The 16,289-nt window shown below is 71.2% G+C and carries 14 protein-coding genes; 4 read left to right on the top strand and 10 right to left on the bottom strand.

All coding sequences use genetic code 11. The features are described from left to right. Positions 1-258 precede the first annotated feature (258 nt). The 4 genes from ABS735_RS25355 to ABS735_RS25370 all read right to left on the bottom strand — a co-directional run bounded on the left by ABS735_RS25355 (position 259) and on the right by ABS735_RS25370 (position 5,129). Positions 259-471, bottom strand: coding sequence for an NAD(P)H-dependent glycerol-3-phosphate dehydrogenase (locus ABS735_RS25355; protein WP_373900250.1), 213 nt, complete (start codon positions 469-471; stop codon positions 259-261). A 722-nt stretch (positions 472-1,193) separates the two neighbouring features. Then, positions 1,194-2,747 (bottom strand): alpha/beta hydrolase, encoded by a 1,554-nt coding sequence (locus ABS735_RS25360; protein WP_373900249.1) that lies wholly within the window; start codon positions 2,745-2,747, stop codon positions 1,194-1,196. Positions 2,748-3,439: 692 nt separating this feature from the next. Then, on the bottom strand, positions 3,440-3,832 hold the full coding sequence (locus ABS735_RS25365) for a hypothetical protein (protein WP_373900248.1): 393 nt from the start codon (positions 3,830-3,832) through the stop codon (positions 3,440-3,442). A 238-nt stretch (positions 3,833-4,070) separates the two neighbouring features. Beyond that, the gene (locus ABS735_RS25370; protein WP_373900247.1) at positions 4,071-5,129 is read right to left on the bottom strand and encodes a DUF2690 domain-containing protein; all 1,059 of its coding nucleotides are present in this window, start codon (positions 5,127-5,129) and stop codon (positions 4,071-4,073) included. A gap of 198 nt (positions 5,130-5,327) precedes the next feature. Between ABS735_RS25370 and ABS735_RS25375 the strand changes: the two genes are divergently transcribed. Together ABS735_RS25375 and ABS735_RS25380 are read left to right on the top strand one after the other, a co-directional pair. Beyond that, positions 5,328-6,563, top strand: a complete 1,236-nt coding sequence (locus ABS735_RS25375) for a GH25 family lysozyme (protein ID WP_373900246.1) — start codon at positions 5,328-5,330, stop codon at positions 6,561-6,563. 56 nt (positions 6,564-6,619) lie between these two features. Further along, positions 6,620-7,627 (top strand): peptidoglycan-binding domain-containing protein, encoded by a 1,008-nt coding sequence (locus tag ABS735_RS25380; RefSeq protein WP_373900245.1) that lies wholly within the window; start codon positions 6,620-6,622, stop codon positions 7,625-7,627. A gap of 444 nt (positions 7,628-8,071) precedes the next feature. Here ABS735_RS25380 and ABS735_RS25385 read toward each other — a convergent pair whose 3' ends face one another. The 4 genes from ABS735_RS25385 to ABS735_RS25400 are packed head-to-tail and all read right to left on the bottom strand — an operon-like array spanning position 8,072 to position 11,969. Beyond that, entirely contained in the window at positions 8,072-9,325 is a 1,254-nt protein-coding gene (locus ABS735_RS25385; protein WP_476755888.1) for an FAD-dependent monooxygenase, read from the bottom strand. A gap of 25 nt (positions 9,326-9,350) precedes the next feature. After that, positions 9,351-9,983 carry a maleylpyruvate isomerase family mycothiol-dependent enzyme gene (locus ABS735_RS25390; RefSeq protein ID WP_373900243.1) on the bottom strand — a complete coding sequence of 211 codons (633 nt, stop codon included), beginning with the start codon at positions 9,981-9,983 and terminating at the stop codon, positions 9,351-9,353. Further along, positions 9,980-10,807, bottom strand: a complete 828-nt coding sequence (locus ABS735_RS25395; RefSeq protein ID WP_373900242.1) for a fumarylacetoacetate hydrolase family protein — start codon at positions 10,805-10,807, stop codon at positions 9,980-9,982. Before ABS735_RS25395 ends, ABS735_RS25390 begins: the two co-directional genes overlap by 4 nt. Position 10,808: 1 nt before the next feature. After that, entirely contained in the window at positions 10,809-11,969 is a 1,161-nt protein-coding gene (locus tag ABS735_RS25400; protein ID WP_373900241.1) for a cupin domain-containing protein, read from the bottom strand. Between the two features lie 68 nt (positions 11,970-12,037). On the opposite strand from ABS735_RS25400, the gene ABS735_RS25405 reads away from it, so the two are divergent. After that, positions 12,038-12,814: an IclR family transcriptional regulator gene (locus ABS735_RS25405; RefSeq protein ID WP_373900240.1), complete on the top strand. Its 777-nt coding sequence runs from the start codon at positions 12,038-12,040 to the stop codon at positions 12,812-12,814. Between the two features lie 372 nt (positions 12,815-13,186). Continuing rightward, the gene (locus tag ABS735_RS25410) at positions 13,187-13,891 is read left to right on the top strand and encodes a DUF4396 domain-containing protein (RefSeq protein ID WP_373900239.1); all 705 of its coding nucleotides are present in this window, start codon (positions 13,187-13,189) and stop codon (positions 13,889-13,891) included. Positions 13,892-14,020: 129 nt separating this feature from the next. On the opposite strand, the gene ABS735_RS25415 is transcribed toward ABS735_RS25410, so the two are convergent. Next, a complete protein-coding gene (locus tag ABS735_RS25415) occupies positions 14,021-14,683 on the bottom strand; it encodes a phosphoribosyltransferase (protein ID WP_373900238.1) in 663 nt (220 codons plus the stop codon). Between the two features lie 95 nt (positions 14,684-14,778). Next, a complete protein-coding gene (locus ABS735_RS25420) occupies positions 14,779-16,101 on the bottom strand; it encodes a zinc-dependent alcohol dehydrogenase (protein WP_373900237.1) in 1,323 nt (440 codons plus the stop codon). Positions 16,102-16,289 lie beyond the last annotated feature (188 nt).

Consider the following 16,289-nt stretch of genomic DNA (forward strand, 5'->3'; position numbering starts at 1 on the left):
TGCTCACCTTGCTTACCCCCTCTCAGGCGAGTCGGCGAGCAGCCGGAAACGGAGTTCGATTGTTGACCGGGCTTGTATGGGAGCCAGCTCGTGGGTGGCGACACCCTTCAGACGCCTGCCGCGCCGCGAGCTCGCACCAACCCAGCAACCCAGCAACCGGGCACTGTCCGCGGCCGTGCACCAGTTGTACGCGGCCTGGTACAGCTGAAGTTCTGGCCCATCTTCCACAGGTTCCGGTGCATCCCTGATCGAATGAGGTCAAACCGCCGCCGCCGTCCTCGCGCTGGTGCGGCAACGCTGAAGGAGCTCCGCGATCGGCATCTCGACGTCATGGGCGTCGGCCAGTGCGGGGACCGCCTCGGCGGACTTGATGCCTTCAGTGGTCTGCCGGGTGGTGGTCGCGGCCTGCTTGACGCTCAAACCCCTGCCGAGGTGCGTGCCGAAGGCGCGTTCTTCACGTTCAGTTCTCACGAGACATTTGGGCTTTCACTGTTGGGGCGCCGTTAACGAACGGCAAACCAAGTGACATGTAGCTCAGCGTGATGTTGACCCTGTAGGTTCACCACCGTTCGGCTCCGCCCCGACGGCCAGCCTGTGGGCCGAGGTATCACGGCCTCGGTACTGGTGGGCTCGCGTATTCAACCGTCGCGAGTTGACCCGCCTGTCGCCGGCACTCCTACTGAGCGTGACAGCCGGATGGCGGCGCCGCGGGCGGCTGCGACCGGAATGCCGATCTTGCCCAGGCGTGCCGACAGGTGGTCGGGACGGGCCGGCCGTCCGGCCCGGCGGCCGGGGGGAAGAGCCAACGCGATGCCGGGCCGGTGGCGGTGTTCATGTTGTCGCGGTCCGCGATGATGCCAGCAGCAGGGCTGCCACTGGTGCGGGGACGGGCGAGGCGGGCTCCCCGAGCCGCAGAAGCGTGGTCTTCCCGTCGTGGACCAACTGACGACGTGGAAACGGGACAGCTGACCGCACCCCTGGTGCCCGGGTGGCAGGCGCGTAGGACACGCCCTCCACCCGTCCCGCTACACCTCCACCGCGTCCAGGGCACGCAACGGCCCCAGCCCCCGGGGAGATCCGGCAGGGAGAAGGAGTAGCGGCCCAGCATGTTGATGTGGTGGCGTACGAACGGAGAGAGGCGGGCCAGGTCCTCGTCGCGGACATGACGGCCGCCCGGCGGATCCGTACGGGCCTCAGGACATGCTGCCCCGGCACACCGTCCCCACGGCCGGGGTGCGGCCGGTGCGGAGGTATTTGTCGACCGACTCCGTGACGCAGCGGTTCTGCGGGTATGTGCCGTGGCCCTCCTCCTCGGCCGTCAGGAGCACGCCGACACCGTCGCCCAGGGCGCGGGCCATGTGGCGGGCACCGGAATACGGGGTAGTCGGGTCGCCGGTGCCGCCGACCACCAGGACGGGGGCCGCGCCTTCGGCGTTCACCTGGGGCGTGGCGCGCTCGCCGTCGAACGGCCAGTCGTAGCAGAGGTAGACGCCGGTGGACCAGGCCGCGCCGAAGACGGGTGAGGCGGCTTTGATGCGGGCCTCCTCCCTGTCGAGACGTTCGAAGCCAGGGCGCAGGCTGGAGTCCGCGCAAGTGATCGCGATTTGGGCGGCGCGGCTGCTGTCGCGCGGGGTCGCCGCGCGGTCGGCGGAGCCGATGTCGTCCGCGCCCTTGCTCAGCGGGCCGCCGTCGTTGTGGTCGATCAGCGCGGTGAGGGCCTTGGCGAGCGGCGACCAGCCGTCTGTGCCGAGGTCGAGATGGTCGCTGACGGTGTGCGCGAGGTCGTCGGCGTCAAGGTCCCTTCCGCCGCCGGCCGGGGCGGGCTTCTTCTCCAGGCGGTCGGCCAGGCTCGCCATGCGTCGCGCGGCCTCCTCGGGCCCATCGCCGGTCGGGCAGTGGCGGATACGGACCGCGCAGTGCTCAGCGAACCGGTCGAACGCCGCCTGGACCGCCTTGACCTGCGACAGCTGCTTCTCGATGAGGTCCTCGGTCGGATCGACGGACGCTTCGAGGACGAGCCGTCCGACGTGCGACGGGTACAGGTGGGCGTAGGCCGCGCCGAGCGCCGTTCCGTACGAGACACCGAAGTAGTGCAGCCGCTCGTCGCCGAGGAGGTAGCGCATCAGGTCGAGGTCGCGCGCGGTGTGCGAGGTGCCGATGTACGGGAGGAGCGCCCCGGAGTGCTCGGCGCAGGCGTCGTCCCCGTCGTAACCGGTGTCGTCCGCGGTCTTCCCGCAGCGCACGGGGATGGTCGCGCCAACGCCGCGCGGGTCGAAGGAGACCAGGTCGTAGCGGTCGAGGAGCGGCTTGTACTGGTTGACATATTCGGGCAGTCCGCTCACGCCGGACACGCCGGGGCCGCCGAAGTTGAGGACGAGCGAGCCGATGCGCCGGGCGTTCGGGCCGGTGGCCTTGCGGCGGATCAGGGCGACGTCGATCGTCCTGCCGTCTGGTTTCCGGTAGTCGAGGGGGGTTTTCATGGTGGCGCAGTCGTAGCCCGTGCGCGCGGTGGACGGCGAGGTGCAGCGGGACCAGTGGAGGTGCTGGCCGGTGGTGAGCGCGGTGGGCAGACCGGCGGGCGGGTTGTTCGCGGTGAATTCCGTACGCGGCTCCGCACTCCGGCCCGGAGCGTCGTGCTGGTGCCAGGCGCCGACGACCCCGATCGCGGCGAGGACGGCCCCGGCGATGATCAGCGCACCGACCGAGAGGCCCGGTCTGCGGCTTCGTATCGGATGTGCGTCACTCATCGAAATCCCCGCGCTCCCGCCCCTGGACGCCCGCCCCGTGCCTGCACGCCCGGGTTCCCTGATCGTCCGATCGTTGAATGAGTGCAGAGTACAAGCCCTCTCCGACAGCACCTCAGCTCCTGGCGTCGCGGATCCCCAACCCGGTGAACGTACGGTCACAGCACTAGGTGTACGTGAAGTCGGTGACGGGACCATCCCCGCGGGTGTGGGGAGCAGACCTCGCGCGTGGCGTCCACCGTGAGGCAGTGTGTACCCGTAGGCGCGTACGAGGACGTGGGTGGCAGGAAGGCCGGCCGTCAGCGGGGACTGCGGCAGTGGCCGGCACACGGTCGTCCTTGCGCCCTGCCTGACCCTGGTAATGGCCCGCGCCAGGTCGCGCGGAGCGCGACGACCTCACCGTGATCGGCCCCGCCCCGCTCGTGGTCACTGCGGTCCCCGGAATGTGGGCGCGGGCGTGGTGGAGGTGGCGGAGGGTGTCGCCGGCCGCGGAGTCGACCCGCTCCCCCGGCCGGCCGAGCAGGAGGTGCACGTGCCCGACCAGAGTGCCGGCCTGAGCGAGCGCGAGGGCGTGTGCGAAGGGATCGTCTCCGGGCAGGCTCACGGACGCGGCCCGTTCGAGGCGGTCATGGACGATGTCGTAAAGCTCGCCGAGCGTGACGGTCATGAGGCCCGGCCGCCGTCCTGCCGTACGGTCATGAGGAGATCCGCTGCGGCTGCCGCGTGGCCGGCCACGAGGACGAGCTGCTCGGCGTCGTCCGCGCATTCCGGTGCGGAGGCCAGTCGGCGCGCTGCCACGTCGACGTGACGCAGCAGCGCCGCGTACGGCTCGAGTCCGGCTCTGCCGGGGCCCGGGACCCCGTTTCCAACGGCCGACCGTGCTCGGGCGGAGGCAGCATGCGGCGGCCGTCGGCACACTTGATGCCGACCAGCATGGCCTGCCTCTCGTCACCGCCCTCGTCGAGGGCGAGCGCGTCCGCCAACCGGCCAACGACGTCGAAGGCGTCCCAGGCGGCGCCGAGCACGACCTCGACCCGGCCGGCGTCGTCCAGAGCTGCGGCAAGGCCGGTGATGGTTGGCTGCGTCATCGTTGTGTTCCTCCTGCCGGCCTCGCCGCAGCTCTGCCGGTGCGGCGGCTGCGGCTTTCCGCGAGGGTCCCACTTCGGCTCAACGACGGCCGCGACCTGTGGATGACCGGCGGAGCGCAGAACCACACGGACCGGAAGAGAGAGAAGGGAACACGGCTCGAGGTCGCCCACGGGCGACGAAGCAGGCCCCGACTTCCGTGGCTTCCCCTTCTCCTCGCGGAAGCGGAGGCGCCCTGGTTCAGCTGCCGCTGGGGGCGGGAGTGGGTGTGGGAGTGGGGTCGGCCGGTGTAGTGGCGCAGACTCGGCCGCGGGAGGTGCTGGCGCAGGCCTTGGCGGTGTCGGGGTTGAGCGCCTCGACCATCGAGGAGTGGGCGTCGTGGCCCCACTGCTGGGTGTAGTGACGGGTGTCCCCGGCGTTGTTGGTGATCCGGACGACGTCTCCCTGCGTGGTGCCGGTCATCTTCGCCCAGGCCGCCTGGCACGACGGGCTGAACCGCAGTTCGACGAGGACTCCGTGTCCGTTGCCGGTGTAGTACGTGGCGGCGTCCTCGCGGCAGGTGGCGTACTTGGGGTCGACGCCGTAGCAGGACTTCTTCCAGCACTTCACCGTCGAGGGCGAGGGCGAGGGAGGGCCGGGGAAGAACGGGGAGGCCGTGGGCGAGGGAGGCCCGCCCTTGGCCGAGGCGTCGTCGTCCCGGTCCGTCATGGCGGCGGTGAGTACGACGATCCCGGCGACGACGGCGGCGAGCGCGGCGGCCGCCCAGGGCCATCTCCTGCGCCTGTCCGCTGGTGCCTCCACCGGTGCGTTCACCGGTGCGTTCACCGGCTCCTGCACGGGTGCCCCGCCCGGCACGGGGGCCCCGCCCTGGGCGGGGGCCGCGCCCTGGGCGGGGGCCGCGGTGTCCGTCGTGAGCCGTGGCCGGTCCGTCAAGGAGGTGGCCTGCGCTGCTGCCGGCGCGTCCTTCGGGGACGGCGGCCCCTCCGGAGAGGACTCCGCCGGGAGCACCGCTCGCGCGTTCGCCCGCGCGTGCAGACCCAGCGCGGCGGTGAGTTCCTCCGGCGGGCGGCCCAGTACCTGGTGCATCGCCGTGATCACGTCGGGTCGGGCGAGCGCGGGCCGGGACTGCTTCAGATAGCGCGACAGCATCTCCTGGCTGATCTTCACGCCGCGCTCGGTGATCTGACGGGCCAGCGACTCCTGCGTGATCTTCTTCGGGTCGTCCTTCCACCACGTTCGCAACAGGTGGGCGAGTTCGTGCCGCGCCGCGTTCGCCTGCTGGTCACGCTCAACGCCCATTGATGCACCATCCCTTACCTGCCCGTGCATAGCCGCAGGTCAGCGGCGTGCATAGGGCGTCACCCGTGAATGAATCAGCCGACCCGCCGGAAGTGTAGGAGCCACCCCGGAAGTCGGGGCAGGGTTGAGCCATCCCCCCACTCGGTCGCTCGACCGCTTCTTTCCACGCCTCCATGGCCCTTTCGAAGGAGATCCGTCATGTCCATGCGCCGCTCGCACACCCTGCGCCTGGCAGCGCTCGGTGTCGCCACCGCCTCGCTCACGGGCGGTGCACTGCTGGCCACCGCGCCCCAGAGCGCCGCCGCGCCGCCGAGTTCGTACACCGTCAAGGGTGTCGACACCAGCCACCACAACCATGACGCGACCGGCCGGCCCATTGACTGGAAACGTGTCGCTCAGAAGAACGCATTCACCTTCCTGAAGGCGACGCAGGGCTCCCGCTACGAGGACCCCTGGTTCGCACGCGACTTCAAGGCCGCCTCGGCGACGTCGCTGCTGAGGGCCCCCTACCACTTCTTCGACCCGAAGAGCACCCGGGACGGTGCCGCCCAGGCCGACCACTTCATCCGCACCGCGCGCGCTGCCGGATACAGCGGGACGAAGCCGGGAGAGCTGCCCCCGGTGCTCGACGTCGAGAGCGTGTGGGTGAACGGGAAGGAGGTGTGCCCCAAGGCCCTGCGCGCCGGCCAGCTCGACATCTTCCTGAAGCGGGTGAAGGCGGCGTTCAAGGTGACGCCCATCGTCTACACCCGCGCCTCCTTCGTGAACGACTGCATGGCAGGCAAGGGACAGGTCTTCAAGGACTATCCGCTGTGGCTCGCCCGCTACGGCAGCGGCTCCCGTGAACCGCAGTCCGTTCCGGGTGCCGGTCCCTGGACGTTCTGGCAGTACACCGAGAGCGAGCGCGTCCCCGGCGTGCCCGGCGCCAAGAACACCGTCGGCACCGCCGACCGGAACGTCTACCGCGGCACCCTCGCCGAGCTGCGTGCCATGGCCAACCTCGGCGGCACGCCGACTCCCCCTCGGCCCGGGGCGTCCTGGCCGACGGTGAAGCCGGGCCAGCGCGGTGTCGACGTGACCACCGTTCAGCTCCTGCTCACCGCCCGCGGCCACGCGACCAAGGCGGACGGCGTCTTCGGATCCGACACCACGGCGAAGGTCAAAGCCTTTCAGAAGGCACAGCACCTGACCGCCGACGGCATCGTCGGCCGCGCCACCTGGACCCGTCTCGTCACCACCCTCAAGGCCGGCGCCAAGGGCACCGCCGTCAAGGCCCTCCAACACCAGCTCACCACCAACGGCCACACCGTCAACGCCGACGGCGTCTACGGCCCCGCGACCACCACCAAGGTCAAGGCCTTCCAGAAGACACACCGCCTCACCGCCGACGGCATCGCCGGCCCCAACACCTGGGCCGCCCTGGTGTCCCGATGAACCCCTCGCCCGCAAGTGCCCGGAACAACCTCATCCACAACGTAAGGAACCGCACCATGCGTACCGCAGCACACAGGCTCCGTCTCGTCGCCTCCGCGGCCATGCTCGCCACCGCCCTCTCGACCGGTGCCGCGGCGACGGCCGCGCCCCACGCGCCGGCTCCCGCTCCAGTAGCCATGTCCGCGGCGGCAGCGGCGCCCGCAGCCGCTGCTCAGGCCTCCTGGCCCACGGTGAAGCCGGGCCAGCGCGGTGTCGACGTGACCACCGTTCAGCTCCTGCTCACCGCCCGCGGCCACGCGACCAAGGCGGACGGCGTCTTCGGATCCGACACCACGGCGAAGGTCAAAGCCTTTCAGAAGACACAGCACCTGACCGCCGACGGCATCGTCGGCCGCGCCACCTGGACCCGACTCGTCACCACCCTCAAGGCCGGCGCCAAGGGCACCGCCGTCAAGGCCCTCCAACACCAGCTCACCACCAACGGCCACACCGTCAACACCGACGGCGTCTACGGCCCCGCGACCACCACCAAGGTCAAGGCCTTCCAGAAGACACACCGCCTCACCGCGGACGGCATCGCCGGCCCCAACACCTGGGCCGCCCTGGTCCGCGGTGGGAGCAGCGGTGGCGGGGGCGGCAAGCCCGGAGGCGGTGGAAAGCTCAGCGACGCCCAGGCGACGGCCAAGCTGAAGGCAGCCGGTATCAGCCGCGTCTCCAGCGGGAACTGCACCGACCGCAACCGCAAGAACTGCACCAGCCTGCAGGGCATCCGTGTCGGTACCGTCAACGGCGTCATCTCCCTGAAGAAGAAGAGCGGCTGCAAGGTCACCGTCACCGGCGGCACGGAAACCGGCCACTCCGGAGGTACGTACAGCCACTGGAACGGCTACAAGGTCGACATCAGCCGGACCTCGTGCGTCACCAACTACATCCAGGGCCACGCCAAGAAGCACCACAAGCGCGGCGACGGAGCCTGGGTGTGGCGCGTGACGTCCGGCGGCAAGACGGTCGTCGACTACGCCGACGAGCGCTGGGCGAACCACTGGGACATCACGTACTACTGATGCCGCTGCGGCTCCCACGAGGCCCCGAAGCGACGTGAACGATCCATGCCCGGCCGGACCACAGTCCGGCCGGGCACCGGCTTTCGGCGGGCAGGCGGTCACAAGCACTGGCGGCCTCGAGGAGAGACTCGTCGGTCGCGACCCGTCCGTTGTCGACGCGGACGGGCCGACCTCCCACCCGCCCTGCGCAACCACATGCCCGAATCGGCCGATGCGGAGCGGCTCGTTCTCAGTCACCTCGTCGCCTCCGACCCGCGTCTTTTGCCGGCGACCGTGATGGCGGCGCGGTAGGGGTCGCCGCAGCCCGCAGGGCGTGCGCCGTGAGGCCGAGGACGACGCGGGCGGCGCGGGCGGCGCGGGCGGCGCGGGCGGCGATTACGTCGGCCCGCACCCCGCCCGGACCGGCCGAACGGGGTGCGGGCCGCCGCTAGGGGCAGGCGTTGCTCATGCCGAGCCGCCCGTGAGCTCCGCTTCCCCGACGGCCGCCGAGGAGAGCGGGACCGGCGTGAACATCTCCGGTTCCTGGTCCGGCGTCAGGGCGGTCGGGCCGTACAGCCAGTCCACGAACGCGTAGTCGTAGGTGTCGCGGACGCGCAGCAAGGCGTTGCGCTGCTCTCGGGCGAGACCGTCGAGGTGCCACAGCTCGCCCCACTTGCGGGACGTGGTCAGCACGCGCCGGCAGTGCTCGGGGCGGACGGCCTCGTAGGCGGCGAGGGCACCGCTCCAGTCGACCGTGCCGTCCCCGGCGCGGTGGCGGGCGACGTGCTCGCCCAGCACCCAGCCGTCCTCGATGGCCATGATCGCGCCCTGGGCGATGTACTGCAGCGGCGGGTGCGCGGAGTCGCCGAGGAGCACGATCCGGTCGTCGACCCAGGTCATGATCGGGTCGCGGTCGAACATCCGCCACCACTTGTCCCGCCACATGAACGGCAGCCCGTCCCGGACGAAGTCGCAGGTCCCGGCGAAGGCGGCGTCGAGCTCGTCGGGCGTGCCCCAGTCCTCCTGTCCGGCCAGGGCCTTGGGGGACTCGAAGACCGCGACCTGGTTGAGCAGTTTCCCGCCGCGCAGGCCGTAGTGGACGAAGTGGCAGCCGGGGCCGACGTACACGGCGACCTCGCCGAGGTCGACGGAGGCCACGCGGGGTGACTCGGCGGGGACGGTGCCGCGGTAGGCGACGTACGCGGAGGAGACCGGTTCGTCGTCGACGAGCAGCTTGCGGGCGGCGGAGTGCAGGCCGTCGGCCGCGATCACGAGCCCGGCCTCGTGGGTGGCGCCGGACGCGAGGGTCACGCGGGCGCCGCCCCCGGTGTTCTCGTACGCGTCCACCTGGGCGTCGGTGATCAGCTCGACGCCGACGCGCTCGCAGGCGCGCAGCAGCAGGCCGTGCAGGTCGCTGCGGTGGATGACCAGGTACGGGTAGCCGTAGCGCTTCTCCAGGTCGCGCAGGTCGAGCCGGGTGAGCTCGTCGCCGTCGACGGCGTCGCGCATGACCATCGCGTCGGGGACCACGCCGAGGCTCTTGGCCTCCTCCAGCAGGCCGTAGTGGTCGAGGATGCGGGTGCAGTTGGGGGCGAGCTGGATGCCGGCGCCGACCTCGCCGAAGGCGGGGGCGCGTTCCAGCAGGCGGACGCTCAGGCCCTGGCGGGTCAGCGAGTACGCCGCGCCGAGGCCGCCGATGCCGCCGCCGACGACGATCACATCAGGGTGGGACATGCGGCACTCCTCAGAGCCACGGGCCGAGCCGGGGGGCGTCGGCGAGCGAGTGGGGGCGGCCGGCCAGCCAGGCGGTGACCTCGGGCAGGGGTCCGTCGGGCAGCTCGGTCAGTCGGCGCCGGTCGCGGATCTCGTCGGCCAGGGCGGCGAGGAAGCCGTCCGGCAGGTCGGCGAAGGTGAGGCCGGTGGAGAGGTCGACGGCGTGCACGCAGACCTCGCGGGCGCGCATCCAGGCCAGTTCGGTGGCGGGGACGGTGCGGCCCTGGGCGGTGACGACCTCGTGCTGCCACTGCTCGCCGGTGAGCCGGCCCAGGGCCGCGGCGAGCTGCTCGGCGGAGCCGGTCAACCAGGAGCGCAGCTCGCCGGCCGACAGGGAGGGGCCCCTGGCGATGCCGGCGGCGCGTTCCCCGGGCGAGGCGTACATCGGCGTGGGTTCGCCGGTGGCCGCCCAGTGCACCAGGTTGCCGAGCGCGTCGGCGTTGGCGGCGACGTGCGCGACGAGGTGCTTGCGGGTCCAGTCCGGCAGCGCGCTGGGGGCGGCGAAGGCGGCCTCGTCCAGGTCGGCGACGGCGTCGAGCAGCAGTCGGGTGCCGATGTCGGCCCAGGCGCGGGCGTCGGCGGGCGTCCGCGTGCCGCCGCTCACGCCCCGACCACCTTGTTGACGCAGGCGCCCAGGCCGGTGATCTCGGTGACCACGGTCTGGCCGGGGACCAGGAAGACCTTGGGGTCGCGTGCGTTGCCCACGCCGGCCGGGGTACCGGTGGCGATGATGTCGCCGGGGCGCAGGGTGATGACGGTGGAGATGTACCGGACGAGGAAGACCGGGTCGAACAGCAGCGTGCCGGTGTCGTCGCGCTGCATGACCTCGCCGTCGACGGTCGTCTTCACTTCGAGCGCGGGGCGGACGCCGCCCACCTCGTCGGGGGTGACGACGTAGGGGCCGACGGGGGTGGTCGCCTCCCAGATCTTGCCCTGGGTCCACTCGATGGTGCGGAACTGCCAGTCGCGCACGGAGATGTCGTTCATGACGGTGAAGCCGGCGATGGCCTCGGCGGCCTGCCGTTCGTCGGCGCGCCGCACCCGCTTGCCGATGACGACGGCCAGTTCGACCTCCCAGTCGAACGCCTCGGTCTCGGCGGGCCTGACGATGTCGTCGTGCGCGCCGATCAGGGTGTCGGCGAACTTCGGGAAGAGGGTCGGGTGGTTCGGCAGGTCCCGGCCCATCTCCTTGATGTGGTTGGTGTAGTTGTGGCCGACGCAGACGACCTTGGAGGGGTTCGGGACGACCGGCGCGAAGTCGGCGCCGTCGAGGGGGTACGTGGTGCCGGTCGCGGCGGCGGCCCGTTCGCGCCAGCCGTCCTCGGCGAACAGCTCGCCCAGGTCGGCGTGTCCGAGGTCGACGAGGACGTCGCCGTCGAGGCGGACCGCGCGGGTGCCGTCGGTGGTGCGGAGGGTGGCGAGCTTCATGTCAGGCGTCCTTCTGGGTGCGGTCGAGCTTGAGCGCCTCGAAGACGGGCGCGTCACTGAAGCGGAACAGGTCGAGGGCACCCTCGTCGGAGTCGGTGGCGCCGGCCTCCGAGCGGGCGGAGAACGGCTCCCAGGACGGGACGACGAACAGGTCGCCGCGGCTGACCGTCCAGGACCTGTCGCCGACGCTCACCACGCCGGAGCCGTCGAAGACCTGGTAGACGGAGGAGCCGGTCTCGCGCACGGGCGCGGTCTCGGCGCCGCGGGCGATGCGGTGGAACTCGGCGCGGACGGTCGGCAGGACGTCGGAGCCGTCGTGCGGGTTGGAGTAGCGGACCGCGGCGTGGCCGGGCTCGACGGTGCCGCCGTACCCCTCCTTCTCCAGCAGCAGCTGGTCGCTGAGGGCGGCGTTGGTGTACTCCCACTTGTAGGCCAGCAGCGGGCTGCCCGGTGTGGCGGGCGCGGCCGACAGCGGGCGCAGGCCGGGGTGGGCCCACAGGCGCTCGGAGCGCGAGCGCTCGGGGGTGATCCGCTCGGCGTCGCTGATCTCGTCGCGGCCGAACTCGAAGAACTGGGCCTCGGTGACGTACTGGAAGGGGATGTCCAGGCCGTCGATCCAGGCCATCGGCTCGGAGGTGGCGTTGTGGTGGGCGTGCCAGTTCCAGCCGGCCTGCGGGAGGAAGTCGCCGCGGTTCATCGGCACGGGGTCGCCGCCGACGACCGTCCACACGCCCGAGCCCTCGACGACGAAGCGGAAGGCGTGCTGGGTGTGGCGGTGCTCGGGGGCGTCCTCGCCGGGCATCAGGTACTGGATGGCCGCCCACAGGGTCGGGGTGGCGAAGGGCCGTCCGCCGAGGGAGGGGTTGGCCAGGGCGATGGCCCGGCGTTCGCCGCCGCGGCCGACGGGCACGATGTCGCCGGCCTGCGCGGCCAGCTCGCGCAGCCGCTCCCAGCGCCACAGGTGCGGCACGGCGCGGGAGCGCGGGTGGGCGGGCATGAGGTCGCCGATCTCGGTCCACAGTGGGACGAGGAGTTCCTGTTCGAAACCTCGGTAGAGCTGTTCGAGGGCCGGGGTGACCTCCGGCTGTCCCTCCGCGGAGACGGCCTGGAGCCGGACGGGGGAACCCGGAGCGGTGTCGTGGGCAATGGAGGACTCAGTCACGGCCACAGCATGCATCGCGTCTGGTGGAAGAACAGGTAGATTCTGGAGGACAGAATCCGGAGGCCGCCATGGACAAGCCGCTCAAGACGCCGCCGCCCTACCCGATCGCGAGCGTGGACCACGCGCTGCGGGCGGCGACCATGCTGCAGATGGAGGGCGGCGCGACTGTGTCGCAGATCGCCGAGCGCCTCGGCGTCGCCAGGTCGACCGCCCACCGGGTGCTGGCGATGCTCGTGTACCGGGATTTCGCCGTGCAGGGCGAGGACCGCGTCTACCGTGCCGGGCCGGTGCTGGAGCTGGCCGCGCACTCCCAGTCCCTGGTGTCGCGGCTGCGCGTGGCGGCACTGCCGCATCTGCACCGGGTCGTGGACCTCCTGGACGAGACGACGAACCTGATCGTGCGTACCGGGGACACCGCCCGGTTCATCGCCAGCGTCGAGTGCCGGCAGGCGCTCAGAGTCGGTTCCCGTGAGGGCATGGTGTTCCCGGCCCACCGCACGACGGCGGGGCTGCTGCTGCTCGCGGACCTCACCGACGAGGAGCTGGACGAGGTGTACGCGCCGGAGCGCTACCGCGACCGTCCGGCCGAGCGGCCGGATCTCGCCCGGCTGCGGACCGAGCTGCGGCGGCTGCGGCGCAACGGGTTCGCCGTCAACAAGGAACGCTCCGAGCGGGGTCTGATCGCCGTCGGCGTCCCGGTGCGTGACCGGGACGGCACCGCGCTGGCCGGCCTGTCGGTGTCGATGCCCAGCGTGCGCTACGACCCGAAGCGTCTGCAGTCGCTGGTCGCCACACTGGAGGCGGCGGTGCACGCCCTCGACGAGGACTTGGCCGACCGGTTCTGAGGCGCGATCGAGGCGTCGGAAACGAGCGCCACCTTCGCGAACGCGTCGACGGGGCCATCCGCCTGGCCGGACTCCGCGTAGCCGGTGCGGAGTCGTCCGTCAGCCGAAGCGCGATGATCGCCGTGATCGCCGCGTCCCAGGAGTCGGGGGCCCGGTCGGCACGCACCACCCTCGACGAGGCCGCCCCGCGCCATCTCCTGAGCACTCTGCACCGGCTGTCGGACACGGAACTGGAGGCTGACACAGGCGGCGAGCCGGCGGGGGGAACCGAGCGAGCGTCTGTGCGCTGACCGGCCCGCTCCGGGGTACTTGTCCACCTGATCATCGGCTACCTGGATCATCGGCTACCTGGACGAGCAGGCAGGTGAACGTATGGAGAGGCACGCGCAGCCGGCCGGCTGGATCGAGGCGGTGGGCTGGTTCAGTCTGGCTGTGGCCTTCGCCGGCGCGCTCGTCATCCTGGCCGACATCGTTCTCGCCGGCCGTCGCCAGAAGATGTGGATCATGAATCTGGTGTATCCGGTCACCGCCCTGTACTGGGGGCCGGTCGCCCTGTGGTTCTACTTCACGCGCGGCCGGCGCAACTCGAAGCCGGTGATCGAGGAACAGGGCATGCCCGACTCCGACCAGCTGCCCGAGTGGGACGTGCAGTCGAAGGCGATCAGCCACTGCGGGGCCGGGTGCACCCTCGGAGACATCGGCGCCGAGTGGCTCGTGTACGCGGCCTCACTCACGCTCGCCGGCAAGGCCCTCTACGCCGACTTCGCCCTGGACTTCGCCTTCGCCTGGGTCCTGGGCGTCGTCTTCCAGTACTTCACCATCGTCCCCATGCGCAACATCGGCCGGCTCAAGGGCGTCTGGGCAGCCGTGAAGGCCGACACCCTGTCCATCATCGCCTTCCAGATCGGCCTCTTCATCGGCATGTGGCTCTATCAGGAGGTCATCTTCTCCCCCGGCCTGCCGAAGACGAGCGCTGCCTACTGGATGATGATGCAACTGTCCATGGTTCTCGGCTTCTTCACCGCCTGGCCGGTCAACGCCTGGCTGGTGCGGATCGGCTGGAAGGAAAGGATGTGAGCCCACGGCGCGCCGCACCACGCGCAGCGACACGCGCAGGGACACGCGCCGCACCACGCGCAGGGACACCGGAAAGACCGCCGACGCCGCGTCCGTCCAGTACGGGATCCCTGCCGATCGGCGGGCGCCTCAGGCCGTGGAACGCGGGGTCCGGTAACCGTTCAGGATCTCGATGACTTGGTCGTCGCCGACCTGGTCGAAGTCGTCGTACCAGAGGCCGACCGCCCGAAAGTCCGGCGGCTGCTGGAGGCACACGACGGCGTCCGCTTCCGAGCGCATCTCGGCGACGGTCTCAGGAGCGCCGACGGGAACGGCGAGGATCAGCCGGGCGGGCTCCAACCGCCGAAGACGACGGAGGGCGGCGCGTGCGGTGGCGCCGGTGGCCAGGCCGTCGTCGACGAGGACAACGGTGCGGTTCTTGACGTCAGGTGCGGAACGGTCACCCCGGTAGAGCATGGCTCGGCGTTTCAGTTCCTCACGTTCCCGGGCCACGTCCTGGACGAGCCGGTCTTCACTCAGACCGGCCATCTCGAGGGCCCGTTGGTCGAACAAAGGCGGGTCGTCGTCCACGACCGCGCCGATGCCTGTCTCCGGCCGGCCGGGAAGACCGACCTTCCGTGCCACCAGCACGTCCAGAGGCGCGCTGAGGGCCTGGGCGACTTCGGCGGCCACCGGCACGCCGCCGCGGGGCAGCGCGAGGACGACGGGGTGGGGCAGCTCGCCGTCGGATGCCCACTCCATGAGCCGCAGACCGAGCTCCTGGCCCGCTGTCCGGCGATTGTGGAATCGCATGACGCCTCTCCTCCTTACAGGCCCTGAAGGGCTATCACCCTCCGAGACCTGTCATCACTTCGGGGCCTGGCTCCACGGTGGGGCGGGGCTCCGCCTCACTTTCCGGCTTCCTGTGTCGCCTCGGCCGCCGTGGGCCCCGGCGAGCCGGCCGTGGTGGCGGCGCCGGTGCCCGCCGCTTCGCCGAGGCCCGGAGCGACCGTTCCGTCGTCCGAGACGCCGAGGACCACCTTGGTCCAGCCCGCCTCCCGCCGGTCGAAGCGGCGGTAGGCCTCGACGGCGTTCTCCGTGCCGCCCCAGCGGGTGACCAGCGGGGTCGGGTCGAGGCTTCCCGAGGCGACCAGCGAGACCAGACGGGGTACGTAGCGCCGGTGGTTGCAGTTGCCCATCTTCAGCGTCAGGTTCTTCATGAACGCCTCACCGAAGGGATAGTGCTGCACCTGTGGCGGATACACACCGATGGTGCCGACCGTGCCGGCCTTCGCCACCATCTGCACCGCCCAGCGCGCCGCCAGCGTCGGGGCGTCACCCGGCACCCACGTCTCGCCGTCCGGGTTCTGCTCCGGCGCGGCCTCGGACCGCTCGTGGCCGAACTCCTCGGCCTGCTGGTCGGCGGCGTCCGCGGCGGGCCCGTGGGACGGCTTCTGGGCGTCCACGCCCACGGCCTCGATCACCCGGTCCACGCCGATGCCGCCGGTCAGTTCACGGACCGCCTCGACCGGGTCCTCGGAGTTGAAGTCGACGGTTTCCGCATGCTGGCTACGGGCCATGTCCAGCCGGTCGCCGACGCCGTCGACGACGATGATCCGCCCGGCCCCCTGGAGGCGGGCGCAGGCGATGGCGGCCTGCCCGACGGGGCCGGCCCCGACGATCGCGACGGTGTCGCCGTCGCCGACCTCGGCCAGCCTGGCTCCGAACCAGGAGGTGGGGTAGATGTCCGACAGCAGGATCGCCTGCGTGTCGTCCACGGTGTCCGGCAGCGGCACCAGCCCGACGTGGGCGAAGGGCACCCGGGCGTACTCGGCCTGCAGTCCGTCCAGCCCGCCCGCGGCCTGCGGCCCGCCGAAGAAGACGGTGCCCGCCAGCCGTCCCCCCGGATTGGCGTTGTCGCACTGGGCGTAGTAGCCCGCACGGCAGTAGCTGCACACACCGCACGCGACGGTGGAGGGCACCACCACGCGGTCGCCGGGGCGCAGGTTGCGCACCCCGGGCCCCACCTCCTCCACCACGCCGACCGCCTCGTGGCCGAGGATGCGGCCCTCCTGCATGCCGGGCATGGTGCCGCGGACGAAATGAAGGTCGGTACCGCAGATGGCGGAGGTCGTGATGCGCACGATCGCGTCGTACCGGTCTTTGATCTGTGGCTCGGGCACATCCTCGAGATCGATGTTTCCGAGTCCCTTCCAGACAACGGCCTTCATCGGATGCTCCCTCCGTGGCTTGCCGACAACGAGTTCGTCCAGTCCTGGGGTCCCGGCCTCTGATCGGAGTTACCTGCCCTGTGGAGCCGAAACGAAGGCGACGCCCCTCGCGGTGGCATCCATGGCCGTTTGGACCGGGCGCCCCAGGGGCACCCATGCCACGCCCTCGACGAGTCGGCGGACGGAGA

This window comes from Streptomyces sp. MMCC 100 (genome assembly GCF_041538145.2).
Classification (GTDB): domain Bacteria; phylum Actinomycetota; class Actinomycetes; order Streptomycetales; family Streptomycetaceae; genus Streptomyces.